The sequence below is a fragment of the Streptomyces sp. NPDC005576 genome (genome assembly GCF_042871745.1).
Lineage (GTDB): Bacteria > Actinomycetota > Actinomycetes > Streptomycetales > Streptomycetaceae > Streptomyces.
On sequence record NZ_JBIAJC010000009.1, the window covers coordinates 51,207 to 66,316 of the forward strand.

The window sequence follows — 15,110 nt, forward strand, 5'->3', positions numbered from 1 at the left end:
GGAGGGGCGGGGTCAGGCGACGCGGGCGAGCAGGTGCTGCACCAGCGTGATCAGGGCCTGGGCCGAGGACTTCTGGTCACGGGCGTCGCAGTGGATCACCGGAGTGTCCGGCAGCAGGTCGAGTGCCTCGCGGAGCTCGTCCTCGCTGTGCTGCGTGGCCGGGTCGAAGCTGTTCACGGCGACCGCGTACTCCAGGCCGTACCGCTCGACCAGGTCGATCACCGGGAAGGTGTCGGCCAGCCGGCCCGGGTCGATCAGCAGCAGCGCGCCGAGCGAACCGCGGGCCATGTCCTCCCAGAGCTGGACGAACCGCTGCTGCCCGGGGGTACCGAACAGGTACAGCACCAGCTCGTCGCTGAGCGTCAGACGGCCGAAGTCCAGCGCGACCGTCGTCGTCTCCTTCCCGGGCGCGCTCCGCAGGTCGTCCAGGTGAGCGGCGGCCTGCGTCATCCGCTCCTCGGTCCGCAGCGGAGTGATCTCGGAGAGGGTGCCGATGAGCGTCGTCTTGCCCACGGCGAAATGTCCGACGACGAGGATCTTCGCCGCGCGCTGGACCGCATCCGGCACATAGATGTTCTCAGCCGAAGCGGACGTGGAGTCCATGCAACACCTCTTCGAGGATCTTCCGGTCAACGAGCTGGGCGGCCGGCGGCGCCTTGCGCCGCATGAGGTGACCCTGTTCCGCTAAATCCTGGAGCAGGAGCCGGGCCACTCCCACGGGCTGCTGGAGGTGACCGGCCACCTCCGCCACCGAGAGGTAGCCGCCGGAACACAGGTCCCAGATCGCCCGGACCTCGGGACCCGCGTGCGCGGGCATCTCCCGGTCCGGCGCGATGGTGACGAGCGTGACGAGGGAGAGTGCATCGGCGTCGGGCAGACCGCGCCCGCCGGTGATGACGTACGAACGGACGAATCCGCTGGAGACGGCCTCTTCCTCGCCCCGGGCCGTCATGCGTCGCTTCCCGCCGTCTGGCGAGGAGGTGTGGTCATCGCCTTTCCGACCGCGCCCACCTGCTGCTGCATACGGAACGACATCGCTTCCATGTCCACGTCCGCAGCCGCCGCGGCGGCCAGGTAGGCTCCGCTGCCCGCCGCTATGAGGAAGATCCAGCCGTCCTCGTACTCCAGCAGCGTCTGCCGCCACTGGCCGGGCGTCCGGGTACCGATGAAGGGGGCGACGGCCCGGCTCAGCGACTGCATCGAACTCATGGCGGCGGCGACGGTCTCGGCGTCGTCACGGCCGATGTCGGCCGAGCTGGCGAGGAGCAGGCCGTCGGCGGACACGAGGATCGCGTGCCGGGCGCCTGGTACCTGGAGCACGTCGTCGAGTACCCACGACAGGTCGGGATTCACTGGTTCTCGGGTCCTTCCATCGTCGTCGTGTCACGTCCGGACCGGGTGCCGCGCTGGAACGCGCCGAGCCGGGAGGCCGTCTCCTCGTTGCTGCGCACGGCGGGCGCCGGTTCGGCTCCCGCCGTGGGAAGGACGGAGACCGGGCTCTGACGACGGCGCTTGGGCAGGCCGCCGACGGTGGTGGCCGGTGCCGCCGCCGGAGCGGCCGGCTCGTGCCGTACGGCGTCGGGGAACAGCGGGGTCGGGGCGGCTGCGGCCGGGCGCACCGGGAGCGACGGCGCGGACGGCGCCGAGGTCCCGCGGGCGACCGGTGCGGGGCTCGGCGGCACGTCGCCGGTCAGCAGCTCGTCGGGGAGCAGAACCACCGCGCGTACACCTCCGTAGGGGGATACGGAGTCCACCGACACCTTGAACCCGTAACGGGCGGCCAGGAGGCCGGAGACGGCGAACCCGAACTGAGGGGGAATGCCCAGGCTGGAGACGCTGATCTCCGCACGGGGGTCGAGCAGGGCTCCGGCGCGGTCCTTCTCCTCCTGGCCCATGCCGAGACCGGCGTCGTCCACGATGAGGCAGACGCCCGAGGGCACGGCCTGGATGTTGATCTCGACCGGGGTACCGGGGGCGGAGTAGTTGGTGGCGTTCGCCATCAGCTCGGCGAGGACCACGGCGACCGGTTCGACGGCCCTGCTGACCACCGAGAAGTTCACTTGCCCGTTGATCCGGACCCGGTCGAAGTGCCGGATACGGCCCTGGGCGCTGCGGGCCACGTCGAAGACGGAGGCGACGGTCTCGCGGCGGCCGAGCCAGCCGCCGCAGAGCACCGCGATGCCCTGTGCCCGGCGGCCGAACTGGCTGTTGGCGTGGTCGATCGCCATGAGGTCGGCCAGGATCTGCGGGTCGTCGCCGTACTTGGTCTGCGCCTTCTCGATGACGACCTGCTGCTGGTCGGCGAGGCCCTGGAGGGTACGCACGGCCGCCTTGAGGACGGCCTTGGTCTCCTCCTCGGCGTCCCTGCGGACGTCGGACAGCTCGGCGGCGTGCCGGTGCAGGAGGCCGGTCTGCGCGGCCTGCCACTCGTCGCGCTGCCGCCACAGCCCTTCGCGCTCGGATCTGAGCTCGGAGGTCTGCCTGCGCAGCCGGATGTTGGTTTTACGAGCCCGCAGCACGGCGCCTACGGCGACCAGTGCTACGACCATCAGTGCCCAGAGGACAGCGTCCTGTGGAAATGTCATGAGACTCACTTCAAGTGCCATGGCTACGGATACGGCTTGACGCCCCCGTGCCTGCCGCATTCCCTGGCTCAACGAGCCCTGGACCGCGCCATGCAGGGAATGCCCCTCCGAAGTAGGGGCCGAGGATGTCACCCCTTGCGGGACGCCCCCTATACGCCATCAGCCCACTGGAAGTCAGTTGATCTTACATGGGCCACATAAGTAAGTGTGAATTCATGAACGCCAGTTGCGCGGTCCTGACCGAATATGCGCATTTGTGATCCACCGTCATATGCGCGCCCTCTGCGGGGGGATGTCCGTTCGCGGAGGCGAACGGTGCGGTGGTGACACGTGTGTCGGTGACGCGCGAGGGATGACGGGGGTGCGGCGGGGCGAACGCGACGTGTCCGCGGGATGGCGGAGTGTGACCGTGGGGGGTGGTGGCGCGCGGGGGAGGTGGCGGGTTGGCAGATTGTGGGGACTGTGTGGAGATCCCGTGAATGGATGGCGATCCGGTTTCACGTGGGATGGGGCAGCCGCCGGTTCAGACGGCGATGACGGTCACGCCCGCCTCGCGGAACGCGTCCGCGTCCGCGTCGCCGATCGCGGTGTCGGTCACCAGCACGTCGATGCGGGGGAGTTCGCAGACCCGCGCGAAGGCCCGACGGCCGATCTTCGAGGAGTCGGCCGCGACGACCACGCGCTGAGCCCGCTCCGCCAGCAGCCGGTTGACGGCCGCCTCGCCCTCGTGGTGGACGTATGCCCCGTCCCGTACGTCGATCGCGTTGACGCCCAGGACGGCGACGTCGAGCGTGATCTCCTCCAGCACCCCGCGTGCCAGCGGTCCCGTCAGCTCGTACGACTGGGGGCGGGCGACCCCGCCGGTCACCACGATCTTGATCTGCGGCCGGATCACCAGCTCGTTCGCGATGTTCAGGGCGTTCGTCACCACGGTCAGCGCGGGCGGGGCGTTGCCGCCGGCCGCTCCGTCGCCGCCGATGTCCGTACGGACCGAGAGTCCGCGCGCCACCTCGGTGACCGTCGTGCCGCCGGTCAGGCCCACGACCCCGCCGACCGGCACCAGCGCGGCCACGGCGCGGCCGATGCGCTGCTTCTCCGAGGCGTGGCGCGCCGTCTTGTACCGCAGGGGCAGCTCGTACGAGACCCCGTGCGCGACCGCGCCGCCCCGGGTCCGGGTCAGCATCTGCTGCTCGGCGAGCTGGTCCAGATCCCGGCGGATGGTCGCGGCCGACACCTCCAGCGTCGTCGCCGCCTCCTCCACGTCCACCCGGCCGTGCGCGGCGAGCAGTTCCAGCAGGGCGTTCCACCGGGCGTCCCTGGACACAGGCGCTCTCCTCGGATGTGTGGGGCGTGCGGGGGTGTAAGGGGCGTGCGGGGGTCCGGGCCGGCTCCACGGGCTGTCCCGACAGTCCCAAGCCTGACACGAGTGGTCGGAATGTTCGAACGGTGAGCGAAGTGAGGGTCTGCATGCTTGAAAATGTTCGATCGGAGCCGCTAGCGTGCAGGAACGAGCACAATCGCTTCGGGATGGCGTCATGGCTCTCGGCACGTGCCTCGTCGGTGCAGTCGCCACTCCCGCAGCCCGCCCCCCATTCAGGAGCGCACTCCATGACCTTCGTCGAAGCCGAGATCGCCAGTCAGCCCGCCTGCTGGCGCCGCGCCGCCGAACTGGCGTCCGCGCGGGCCGAGGCCCTCCCCGCCCACGGTGAACGCATCGCCGTCGTGGGGTGCGGCACCTCCTACTACATGGCGCAGGCCTACACGGCGCTGCGCGAGAGCAACGGACTCGGCGAGTCCGACGCCTTCGCCGCCTCGGAGTTCCCCTCCGGGCGCCGCTACGACCGGGTCGTGGCACTCACCCGGTCCGGCACCACCACCGAGGTACTGGAACTGCTCGGTCGGCTGCACGGCACCACCCGTACCGTCGTGGTCACGGCCGTGCCCAGCGCCGAGGTGCGGGCGGTCGCCGACGACATCGTCGAACTCGCCTTCGCCGACGAGCAGTCCGTCGTGCAGACACGGTTCGCCACCACCGCGCTCACCCTGTTCCGCGCGCATCTGGGGCTGCACACCGACGCCGTGGTGACCGACGCCGGGACCGCCCTCGCCGAACCGCTGCCCGAGGGCCTGGTCGACGCCACCCAGCTCTCCTTCCTCGGCCGCGGCTGGACGGTGGGCCTCGCCAACGAGGCCGCGCTGAAGATGAAGGAAGCCGCACTGGCCTGGACCGAGTCCTACCCGGCCATGGAGTACCGCCACGGTCCGATCAGCATCGCCACGGAGACCACGGCGACCTGGATGTTCGGCCCCGCCCCCGCCGGTCTCCCCGAGCAGCTGCGCGCCACGGGCGCGCAGTGGGTGGAGAGCGGCCTGGACCCGCTGGCCGACCTGATCCGCGTCCAGCGGCTCGCCGTCGCCCGCGCGGTCGCCGCGGGCCTCGACCCGGACCGGCCGCGTCACCTGACGCGCTCGGTGGTCCTCCAGGAAGCCTGACGCGACTCCCCTCCGCCGTGCCGGCCGTGTACCGCCGCTGCCGCCGCGCACCGCTGTGTACCGCCGCTCCCGCCGTACTCCCCGCCTCCGACGTCATGGAGACACGTACATGCCCCTCGCAGCCACCGGCGACCTGGTCGCCACCGCAGCCGCCGAGCACCGAGCCGTCGCGGCCTTCAACGTCATCACCCTGGAACACGCCGAGGCGATCATCGAGGGCGCCGAGCGGGCGGGATCGCCGGTCATCCTCCAGATCAGCGAGAACGCGGTGAAGTTCCACCACGGCCGTCCGGGACCACTGGCCCGCGCCGCGGCCGAGGCGGCCGGGCAGGCGGGGGTGGGCGTGGCGCTCCATCTCGACCACGTACACAGCACCTCGCTGCTCCACCAGGCCGCCGACTGCGGGTTCGGCTCGGTGATGTTCGACGCCTCCCGGCTGCCGTACGAGGAGAACGTGGCCGCCACCCGCTCCGCCGTGCTCTGGGCCCACCGGCACGGGCTGTGGGTGGAGGCGGAACTCGGCCGGGTGGGGGGAAAGGACGGCGAGGAGCCGCTGGGCGCCCACGCCCCGGGCGCACGGACGGACCCGGACGAGGCGCGTGCGTACGTGGCGGCCACCGGTGTCGACGCCCTCGCGGTGGCGGTCGGCAGCTCCCACGCCATGACCGCCCGCACGGCACGCCTCGACCACGGACTGCTGGGACGGCTGAGCGGGGCGCTGGACCTCCCGCTGGTGCTCCACGGCTCCTCGGGCGTACCCGACGCGGAGTTGCGGCGGGCCGTCACCGGCGGCATTTCGAAGATCAACATCGGTACGGCCCTGAACACCGCGATGACCACCGCCGTGCGGGCCCACCTCGCCGACGACCCCGGGGCCGTGGACCCGCGCGGCTATCTCGGTCGCGGGCGCACGGCGATGAGCCGCACGGTCGCGGCCTTCATCGGCGTCCTCGACGGCGCGTCCGACAGCGCCCTCGAAGGTGGTGTGGCCCCGGTCGTCGCGCAGGCCCCCGCGCGCTGATCCCGCCGCGCTGATCCCGCCGCGCTGATCCCGCCGCGCCGAGCCGGCGCGGCGGGGTGACGGCCGGCGGCGGGGTCACAGTGCGTCCGGGCCCCGTTCGCCGGTGCGGACGCGTACGACGGTCTCGACCGGGACCGCCCACACCTTGCCGTCGCCGACCTTGCCGGTCCGGGCCGCGCGCACGATCCCGTCGATGACCGCGTCCGCGTCGGCGTCCTCCACCACGACCTCGATGCGGATCTTGGGCACCAGGTCCACGCGGTACTCGGCGCCCCGGTACACCTCGGTGTGGCCGCGCTGACGTCCGTAACCGCTGGCCTCGGTGACGGTCAGGCCGCGCACACCGAGCTCCTGGAGCACGGTCTTCACCTCGTCGAGGCGGTGCGGCTTCACGACCGCGGTGATGAGCTTCATGAGGGCGGCATCCTGTCCTTGTGGTGAGGAGTGGAGAGAGCGGCCGAGTGGTGCACCTGCGGTGAGGCGGCCCCCTGGACGCCGTGATCGTAGGCGCTCTCCGCGTGCACCGTCCGGTCCAGGCCGGTGAGTTCGTCGTCGCTGGAGGCGCGCAGCCCCATCAGACGGTCGATCGCCCTGCCGATCCCGTACGTCACCAGGAAGGTGTACGCGGCCACCACCAGCGCCGCCACCGCCTGCTTCAGGAGCAGGGCCGGCCCCCCGCCGTAGAACAGACCCTGCGGGCCTCCGGTCATCGTGGACGTGGCGAAGAGCCCGATGAGCAGGGTGCCGACGATGCCCCCGACGAAGTGGACGCCCACCACGTCCAGGGAGTCGTCGAAGTCGAACCGGAACTTCCAGGCCACCGCGTACGAACACACCACGCCCGCCGCCAGGCCGATTCCCGCGCCCCCCAGCACTCCGACCGTGCCGCACGCGGGCGTGATCGCCACCAGCCCGGCTACCGCCCCCGACGCCGCGCCGAAGGTGGTCGGGTGACCGTCACGCTTCTGCTCGACGAAGACCCAGCCGAGCAGACCGGTGGACCCCGCGATCAGGGTGTTGAGGACCGAGGCCGCCGCCAGGCCGTCCGCGTGCAGGGCCGAACCGCCATTGAAGCCCAGCCACCCGAACCAGAGGAGACCGGCACCGAGCATCACCATCGGCAGGTTGTGCGGCCGCATGGCCTCCTTCTTGAAGCCGATGCGCGGCCCCAGTACCAGCGCGAGGGCCAGGCCCGAGGCCCCGCAGGCGATCTCCACCACGAGCCCACCGGCGAAGTCCAGCGCGCCGAGGGACCGCGTGATCCACCCGCCCGGCCCCCAGACCCAGTGGGCGACCGGAACGTATACGAGGAGGGCCCAGACCGGTACGAACGCCACCCACGCCGCGAACCGCATGCGGTCCGCGACCGCCCCGCTGATCAGCGACGCCGCGAGGATCGCGAAGGTGAGGTGGAAGGTGCCGAAGAGCAGGGTGGGGATGCCGCCGGTCAGGGCGCCGGGACCGATGTCCGCGAGACCCAGGTGGTCGGCGTTGCCGATGAGTCCCGCGAAGGAGTCGTCGCCGAAGACGAGCGAGTAGCCGGCGACCAGCCACACGACGGTGACCAGAGCGATCGCCACGAAGCTCATCATCAGCATGTTGAGGACGCTCTTGGCGCGGACCATGCCGCCGTAGAACAGGGCGAGCCCCGGAGTCATCAGCAGGACGAGCGCGGTGGCGGCGAGCATCCAGGCGGTGTCGCCGGTGTCGAGTCCTGCCGCGGCAAGGGGAGCGGGGGTCACAGGGGGGTCCCTCCTCGGGGCGGCGTGGGGTCCGGCGAAGGAGAGGGTCGCGGGCGCGCGTTACGTACGGAGCACGCGCGGGTTTCCGGCACATTTCATTGCCCGAGGGTGACCGAACGAACAACGCCCGGTGGCGGACTCGCGCCCGGCTCCTGCCCGACGCCCGGCTCCTGCCCGACTCCTGCCCGGACGACGACGAGGACGACGAGGGGCGGGGCCCGACCGGCTCACCCGGCCGCGCACCCCGCCCCCTCCCGTTCGACGGTCTCCGTCAGCGCTGTCCGTCAGCGCTGTCCGTCAATGCGGTTCGTCTGCGCGGTTCGTCAGCGCAGCGACTTCAGCATCTCCGCCTCGAACGGCGCGATGTCCTGCGTCCGCCCCGCCAGCGTCTTCGCCGCCCACTCGGGGTCGGCGATCAGCGCGCGGCCGACGGCCACCAGGTCGAACTCGTCGCGCTCGATCCGCTCCAGCAGCTGCTCGATACCGGTGACCGGCGAGCCCTGGCCCTGGAACGCCTGGAAGAACTCGCCGTCCAGGCCGACCGAGCCGACGGTGATCGTCGGTCGGCCGCTGATCTTCTTCACCCAGCCGGCGAGGTTCAGGTCAAAACCCTCGAACTCCGGCAGCCAGTAGCGGCGGGTGGACGCGTGGAAGACGTCGACGCCGGCCTCGGCGAGCGGCGTGATCAGGGCGTCCAGCTCCTCGGGCGACTCCGCGACCTTCGCGTCGTAGGCGCCCATCTTCCACTGCGACAGGCGGAAGAAGAGGGGGAAGGAGTCGGACACGGCCGCTCGGCAGGCCGCCACGATCTCCGCCGCGAAGCGGGTACGCGCCGCGAGGTCACCGCCGTAGGCGTCCGTCCGCCGGTTGCTGCCCGACCAGAGGAACTGGTCGATGAGGTAGCCGTGGGCCCCGTGCAGTTCGACACCGTCGAAGCCGAGCCGCTCGGCCGCCGCGGCGGCGTCGGCGAAGGCCGCGACCACGTCGTCGAGATCCTGCTGCGTCATGGCACGCCCCTTGGGCTCGCCCGTGAGCGACAGCCCGGACGGGCCGACCGGCTCCGCGTCGGCGACCGGCGGGGCGCCTTCGGCGCGGGTCACGCCCACGTGCCACAGCTGGGGAATGATCGTGCCGCCCTCGCGGTGGACGGCGTCGACGACACCGGCCCAGCCGGCGAACGCGTCCTCGCCGTGGAAGCGCGGCACCCGGTCGCTGGTCCCGGCGGAGGCATGATCGATGTAGGTGCCCTCGGTGATGAGGAGACCCACCCCGCCGGCGGCCCGCCGGGCGTAGTACTCCGCCACGTCCTGGCCGGGAACGCCGCCGGGGGAGAACTCGCGCGTCATGGGCGCCATGGCTATCCGGTTGCGGGTGGTCAGCCCGCGCACCGAGAACGGACGCGAGAGGGCCTCCGTCGCGCGCCGGGCAGCTGCGGTGGTGTTCGTGTCGGTCACATCGGCCACATCGGCCACATCGGTCGCATGGGTCACATCGGTCACGTCGGTGTCCTGTTCCTCGGCTGGTCGGATCCTCCCGTCCCCAACGCACGGCCCCCGCTGCGGCTTCCCCGGTCCGGCGCCGCTGTGGCCAAGGTCTCCTGCCCCTACCGAGCCCGCCCGCCCACGCTGTCCTGCGGGGGCGGGCGGGCGGGGTCCGGTACGGGCGGGTTCGGTACGCCTCGGTTACGGCGTGACCCGTTTGCCGCCGAACGTCACCACCAGGCTGCCGTCCGAGGCGAAGGACCAGCCCAGGGCGCCGCTGTACGCGGAGCACCGGGAGCCGTTCGTACCCGACCAGAACTGGTTCGAGGCGTCCGCGTCACCCACGGTCTTGTCGTTCGACCCGTCGCCGCTGCGGCACGAGGTGTTGCTGCGGAACACCGAGGTGCCTCCGTCGAAGGAGAAGTTGCGCTCGGCGTTGTCGATGCCGACGTTGTTGGAGAGCGCGATCGTGCCGAGATTCCTGTTGTAGGTGAAGCCGTGGTGGCCGTTGTCGTACGCGATGTCGCGCCGGACGACGTGGTTGACGGAGATGCCGTCGCCGCCGAGCTTGTACCCGTTCCGGTCGCCGTTGGAGTTCACGGTGCCGTTGCTGAGGGTGCCGTTGCCGTACGAGAGCGAGTCCTCGATGGTCACCGGACCGATGGGGCCGGTGTCGGTCTTGGTGAAGAGGTCCCAGCCGTCGTCGATGTTGTTGTGGGAGACGTCGTACCGGAAGACGTTCCCGGTGCCGACGGTCAGCTTGGCCGCGAAGCCGTCGGCGTCCTCTCCGTCGGAATCGGCGTTGTCGTGCGATTCCGCGCTCAGGATCAGGTTGTCGGACGGCCACTGGGCCTTGGGGGTGTCGGAGGCGATGCGCGACAGCTGGAGCCCCGAGTCGCGGTTGAAGCGCGTCACCGTGCGTTCGATGACGTTGTGGCTGCCGCCGACGAAGATGCCGTTGTCACCCGCGTGCTCGACCGTGATGCCGTTGACGTGCCAGTACGAGGCGTTCAGCGCGAGGCCCCGGTTGGTGGAGTCCTCGGTCTGCGCGGAGAAGTTCAGCACCGGGGACTCGCCCGGATAGGCGGCGAGCGTGGTGCGGGCGCTCGACGTGCCGTTGTTGCCCGCCGGGATGGTGATCGTCTGGGCGGACGCGTAGGTCCCGCCGCGCAGATAGATGGTCCCGCCGGGGGCCACGCGGGAGATGGCCGAGGTCAGGGTCGTGGGGGCCGACTGGGTGCCCGCCGCCCCGGCAGTACCGCCCGGTGCCACGTAGAGCGCGCCGGCCGCGAGGGTGACGGTGCCGCTCGCTCCTGCGGGGATCGGTAAGGCCGTGGGGAAGGAGGCGCCTTGTGCGGAGGTGCCGGACAGTACGACCACTGTCCCGGCGAGCACGCCGACGCTTGCGATCAGGGGCTTCCATTGCATGGTTTCGTCTCCGGACTGACCGGCCCGCCGCTCTGGGGCGCGGCAAGGGCCGTGGGGGGAGGAACTGGGAGGAACCGGTTCAGCTTGCGTGCGGGTCCCTTTCCACAGGTCCTTTCGGTCGGAGCCACCGTGTGGCAGCGTGGGTTCGAGTCCGTGAACGGACCACGCGGCCGGGAGTCGCTCCAAGCGGAGTTATCGCTTCCTTCGGACAGTAAGTGGGTGCCATGTACACGTCAATAGACGCGTACATGATTACTGTCTATGAATGTGAACAGCTGGACGGCCGTGAACGGCTCCGTCGGGATCAGCCCTCGGGCGACGTGGTGTTCCCTGTTCGGGCGGCGCGAGGCCCGGCGCTCAGGCGACGCGCGCGACCCGCTCCGCCCTCTCGCTCTTCCAGAAACCCGAGAAGGTGATCCGGTCCTTCGCGAGGCCCGCGCGGACGAGGTGGCGGCGACCTTCGGTGGCGAGGGTGGATTCGCCGACGACGAGGGCGTATCCGCCCGCGTCCACGGTGTCGTGGCGGAGGAGTTCCTCCAGCGCGGCAGCGCCGGGCACGGCCGAGGGGTCGTCACGGACGACCCAGGTGACGGAGACGCCGGCCGGTGCGTCGAGCGGTCGACGGTCCCCGGCGAGCGGGACCTCCTGGATGACCCGTCCCACGGTGTCGCGCGGGAGCGAGCGCAGGATGCCGGCGGTGGACGGCAGGCCGCTCTCGTCGGCGACCACCAGCACCTCGGTGGCGCCGTCCGGGCGGTCGAAGAGGCGCCCCTGGTCCAGCAGTGCGACCGGTTCGCCGGGGCGGGCCGCGCACGCCCAGATCGCCGCCCTGCCCTCGGGCTCGCCCTCGGGGCCGGAGTGCACCACGAAGTCGATGTCCATCTCGGCCACCCCGGGGCGGAATCCGGCGACCGTGTAGTTCGCGCAGTGCGGCCGTACGTCCTCGGGGAGGGCGAAGTACGGGTCCCACCAGCGCTTCGCGCCGGCGAGCTCCGGCATGACGAACTCCGCCTGGTGCGGCCGGCGCAGGAAGAGGCGGAACCAGTGGTCGTATCCCAGCCAGGGGAAATCCCCGAGGTTGGCACCGGTGATCGTCACCCGCCGCACCGACGGGGAGAGGTGCGCGCTGCGCACCACTTCACCGCGGAAGAGGACGGGGTGCGTCGGCATGAGCCGGGGAGTTTTCGCCACGAAGGAAGGTTAGCCTAACTTAACTCGCCGTCAACAGGGTGGGCGGCTCGTTCCGTCGTGTCGGCGCCGCCCGCGCCGACGCCCCTCCCTCGATCTGCGACCTGGGATCTGCGGCCTGCGATCTGGGGCCTGCAATGAACGACCGAGCTGCTGCAAAAAACCCATAGAGGTCCGCTTGTTTGGCGAGAACGGAGGGGAAACCTCTCGCACGAGCCTTGTGGTCGCCGGTGCGGGGTCCTTACTGTCGCCTCACCTCACGACGCCCGCTCCGCCTCGAACGTCCAGGGCGGTTCGCGCCCGACACGAGAATCGAGCTGGGGATGGCACGGTTGGCACGGAGCAGCAAGGGGAGCGGTCCGGGGACGGCGGGGCGGAGGACCCTCGCGGCCGTCGTCGCCGCAGCGGGGATCTGCATCGGGCTCGGCGGCGGTACGGCAGCCCACGCGGACACGGCCGCCGCCACCCGTACGAGCGCGGCCCAGCCGGGTACGACCCGGTCCGGCACGACCCCGGCAGGTCCCGGCGGCGCGGTGGCGCCCGTGGTGACCCGGGCCGGGCTCGACCCGGCGCTGGTCGAGGGGGCGGGTGCCGACCTCGGCTTCGTCGAGCAGGAGGCGGAGAACGCCGTCACCGACGGGACGGTCATCGGGCCCGACCGGCGCGCATACACCCTCCCGAGCGAGGCGTCCGGGCGGCGAGCGGTGACCCTGGAGCCGGGCCAGTACGTCGAGTTCACCCTGCCGAGCGCCGCCAACGCGATCACCGTGCGGTACAGCGTCCCGGACGCGCCGAACGGCGGCGGCATCACCGCGCCGCTCGACGTGACGGCGACCGCGACCGGCCGAGGGCGTCCGGCGGGTCCTCCGACGACGAGGAAGACGCTCACGCTGACGTCCCAGTACTCCTGGCTGTACAACCAGTATCCGTTCTCCAACGACCCGAACGCCGGTCTGCTGCACGACGATTGGTGGATCACCGAGTGCGGTTGCGTACCCGCCGCCACCACCCCGGCGCCGGTGATCGACAAGCCGTTCCGGCCCAGCCACTTCTACGACGAGCAGCGCCTCGCACTGGGCCGGACCTACCGGGCGGGCGACACCGTCCGGCTGTCCGTACCCGCGCGCGCCGGGGCAGTGCCGACGACCGTCGACGTCTTCGACTCGCAGCTGGTGGCGCCGCCCCGGGTCCTGGCGCTCGCGGCGAACGTGCTCGCCTTTGGAGCCGACCCGACCGGCCGGAGGGACTCGGCGGCCGCGATCGACCGCGCCATCGGCTTCGCCCGGCGCGCACACCTCACCGTCTACATCCCGCCGGGTACGTACCAGGTCAACCGGCACATCGTCGTGGACGACATCGCGATCGAGGGCGCCGGAAGCTGGTACACGACCATCAAGGGGCGCCAAGTGGCCCTGGACGCACCGGCCGACGACGGCTCCGTGCACACCGGGGTCGGCTTCTACGGCAAGGACGCGTCCGTCGGCGGCAGCCACCACGTCCGCCTCTCGGGCTTCGCCATCGAGGGCGACGTGCGCGAGCGCATCGACACCGACCAGGTCAACGGTGTCGGCGGGGCGCTCAGCGACTCCGTGATCGAAGGGCTCTACGTCCACCACACCAAGGTCGGCATGTGGTTCGACGGCCCCATGTCCCGCCTGGAGATCACCGGCAACTTCATCACCGACCAGATCGCCGACGGCCTCAACTTCCATACCGGCGTGATCGATTCGGTCGTACGGAACAACTTCGTGCGCAACTCCGGTGACGACGCCCTCGCCCTGTGGTCGGAGAAGAGCGGCGACGCCCGCAACACCGTCGACCGGAACACCGTGCAGTCCCCGGTTCTCGCCAACGGCATCGCGATCTACGGCGGTACGGACACCACCGTCTCCCACAACCTGGTCGCCGACCCCGTACGCGAGGGCAGCGCCCTGCACGTGGGCTCCCGCTTCGGCGCGGAGCCGTTCACCGGGTACCTCAGGATCACCGGCAACACCACCGTGCGCGCGGGCACGTACGAGCTGAACTGGAACATCGGGCTCGGAGCCCTCTGGTTCTACGCCCTGGAGGGGAACATCGACGCGGGCATCAGGGTCACCGGCGACAGCTATCTCGACAGCACCTACAACGCCATCATGCTGGTCGCCGACTGGCCGGTGAAGGACACGTACCGGATCAGTGACGTGCACTTCAAGGACGTACGGGTCGACGGCACCGGCACCTCCGTGGTCAGTGCCCGCGCCGCCGGTTCGGCGTCCTTCGAGAACGTGGACGCCCGCAACGTCGGCGCGGTCGGCATCAACAACTGCGGTTCCTTCAACTTCCCCGCCACCGGTTCGGAGTTCGCCCTCGACGACCTCGGCGGCAACGACGGCGGCGGCACCACCGGGCCGTGGTTCGGCGCCTGGCAACTCCCGAACACCCTCACCTGCGACGACCGCCCGCCGGTCGTCGCACCCCCGGCTCCGTCGGCCTGGTGAGCGACCTGGGGCGAGCGACGTGCGGTGAGCGACCTGGGGCGAGCGACCTGGGGCGAGCGACCTGCGGTGAGCGACGTGCGGTGAACGACGTGCGGTGACCGGCGCGGGGCGACCGGAGCGGGGTGATCCTTGACGGCCCGACACGTCCGGTCCGGCTCCGCCGGAACCGGCCCCGGGACAGCAACCCCTTGGATCTCGCCTCCCTCCGTTCCTTCCGCGGGAGTTCGGGTACGCGAAGGGGACGACAGATTCCGACAGAGGCATGGAGAGTGTCATGGCGAAGACGAAGGCATCCGGCACCACGCACCCCAAGGCGGCCTCGGCGGCGGGACGGGCCGCCAAGGGTGGCAAGTCGAAGAGCAGCAGGACGGCCGCCGCGAGCGCCCTGTCACAGACCTCCGGCAAGGCGTCGGCCGGCGCCAAGAAGACCACGTCCGGTTCCGCCTCGGCCGCCGGCAAGACCGTACGCGCAAAGAAGGCGGCGAAGTCCGAGAAGCGGGCCGCGGCCAGTGCCCTCTCCCAGACTCCCGCCGCGTCGGCCCGCAGGCCCGGCAAGAAGGTGCTCACCGCTGCCGCCAAGGTGCTGGCGGACAAGAAGTCGACCAAGGCGGCGCGTTCCGAAGCGGCGAGCACCCTCGCCCAGGCCGCGGCCCACGCCCTGAAGTAGCGGGCGGAGCACGAGGAGAACCGTC

General features: G+C 71.2%; 14 protein-coding genes. 4 read left to right on the forward strand and 10 right to left on the reverse strand.

Translation table 11 applies throughout. The features are described 5' to 3' along the window. Positions 1-12 precede the first annotated feature (12 nt). From ACFYPN_RS17415 to ACFYPN_RS17435, 5 genes are all read right to left on the reverse strand, one after another. Positions 13-603, reverse strand: a complete 591-nt coding sequence (locus ACFYPN_RS17415; RefSeq protein ID WP_358761401.1) for an ATP/GTP-binding protein — start codon at positions 601-603, stop codon at positions 13-15. Further along, positions 578-952, reverse strand: coding sequence for a DUF742 domain-containing protein (locus tag ACFYPN_RS17420; RefSeq protein ID WP_358761400.1), 375 nt, complete (start codon positions 950-952; stop codon positions 578-580). Before ACFYPN_RS17420 ends, ACFYPN_RS17415 begins: the two co-directional genes overlap by 26 nt. Continuing rightward, a complete protein-coding gene (locus ACFYPN_RS17425) occupies positions 949-1,353 on the reverse strand; it encodes a roadblock/LC7 domain-containing protein (protein WP_275493012.1) in 405 nt (134 codons plus the stop codon). The genes ACFYPN_RS17420 and ACFYPN_RS17425 overlap by 4 nt, the downstream gene beginning before the upstream one ends. Continuing rightward, positions 1,350-2,585, reverse strand: coding sequence for an ATP-binding protein (locus tag ACFYPN_RS17430; protein ID WP_389299086.1), 1,236 nt, complete (start codon positions 2,583-2,585; stop codon positions 1,350-1,352). Before ACFYPN_RS17430 ends, ACFYPN_RS17425 begins: the two co-directional genes overlap by 4 nt. A gap of 523 nt (positions 2,586-3,108) precedes the next feature. Beyond that, positions 3,109-3,909: a DeoR/GlpR family DNA-binding transcription regulator gene (locus tag ACFYPN_RS17435; RefSeq protein ID WP_358761398.1), complete on the reverse strand. Its 801-nt coding sequence runs from the start codon at positions 3,907-3,909 to the stop codon at positions 3,109-3,111. Between the two features lie 284 nt (positions 3,910-4,193). Between ACFYPN_RS17435 and ACFYPN_RS17440 the strand changes: the two genes are divergently transcribed. Continuing rightward, the gene (locus ACFYPN_RS17440; RefSeq protein WP_358761397.1) at positions 4,194-5,078 is read left to right on the forward strand and encodes a sugar isomerase; all 885 of its coding nucleotides are present in this window, start codon (positions 4,194-4,196) and stop codon (positions 5,076-5,078) included. Between the two features lie 109 nt (positions 5,079-5,187). Continuing rightward, entirely contained in the window at positions 5,188-6,099 is a 912-nt protein-coding gene (locus ACFYPN_RS17445) for a class II fructose-bisphosphate aldolase (protein ID WP_358761396.1), read from the forward strand. A 75-nt stretch (positions 6,100-6,174) separates the two neighbouring features. On the opposite strand, the gene ACFYPN_RS17450 is transcribed toward ACFYPN_RS17445, so the two are convergent. The 5 genes from ACFYPN_RS17450 to ACFYPN_RS17470 all read right to left on the reverse strand — a co-directional run bounded on the left by ACFYPN_RS17450 (position 6,175) and on the right by ACFYPN_RS17470 (position 11,941). Further along, positions 6,175-6,513, reverse strand: coding sequence for a P-II family nitrogen regulator (locus ACFYPN_RS17450; protein WP_358761395.1), 339 nt, complete (start codon positions 6,511-6,513; stop codon positions 6,175-6,177). Next, the gene (locus ACFYPN_RS17455) at positions 6,510-7,841 is read right to left on the reverse strand and encodes an ammonium transporter (RefSeq protein ID WP_389299091.1); all 1,332 of its coding nucleotides are present in this window, start codon (positions 7,839-7,841) and stop codon (positions 6,510-6,512) included. The genes ACFYPN_RS17450 and ACFYPN_RS17455 overlap by 4 nt, the downstream gene beginning before the upstream one ends. A gap of 323 nt (positions 7,842-8,164) precedes the next feature. Beyond that, complete coding sequence (locus tag ACFYPN_RS17460; RefSeq protein WP_358761445.1) at positions 8,165-9,295, reverse strand: NADH:flavin oxidoreductase; 1,131 nt, start codon at positions 9,293-9,295, stop codon at positions 8,165-8,167. A 228-nt stretch (positions 9,296-9,523) separates the two neighbouring features. Further along, entirely contained in the window at positions 9,524-10,750 is a 1,227-nt protein-coding gene (locus ACFYPN_RS17465) for a right-handed parallel beta-helix repeat-containing protein (protein WP_389299094.1), read from the reverse strand. Positions 10,751-11,107: 357 nt separating this feature from the next. Beyond that, positions 11,108-11,941, reverse strand: a complete 834-nt coding sequence (locus ACFYPN_RS17470; protein WP_389299096.1) for a siderophore-interacting protein — start codon at positions 11,939-11,941, stop codon at positions 11,108-11,110. Between the two features lie 320 nt (positions 11,942-12,261). Between ACFYPN_RS17470 and ACFYPN_RS17475 the strand changes: the two genes are divergently transcribed. Both ACFYPN_RS17475 and ACFYPN_RS17480 read left to right on the forward strand, forming a co-directional pair. Continuing rightward, on the forward strand, positions 12,262-14,418 hold the full coding sequence (locus tag ACFYPN_RS17475; protein ID WP_389299099.1) for a glycosyl hydrolase family 28-related protein: 2,157 nt from the start codon (positions 12,262-12,264) through the stop codon (positions 14,416-14,418). Positions 14,419-14,692: 274 nt separating this feature from the next. Continuing rightward, positions 14,693-15,085, forward strand: coding sequence for a hypothetical protein (locus ACFYPN_RS17480; protein ID WP_358761390.1), 393 nt, complete (start codon positions 14,693-14,695; stop codon positions 15,083-15,085). The last annotated feature ends 25 nt before the right edge of the window (positions 15,086-15,110 follow it).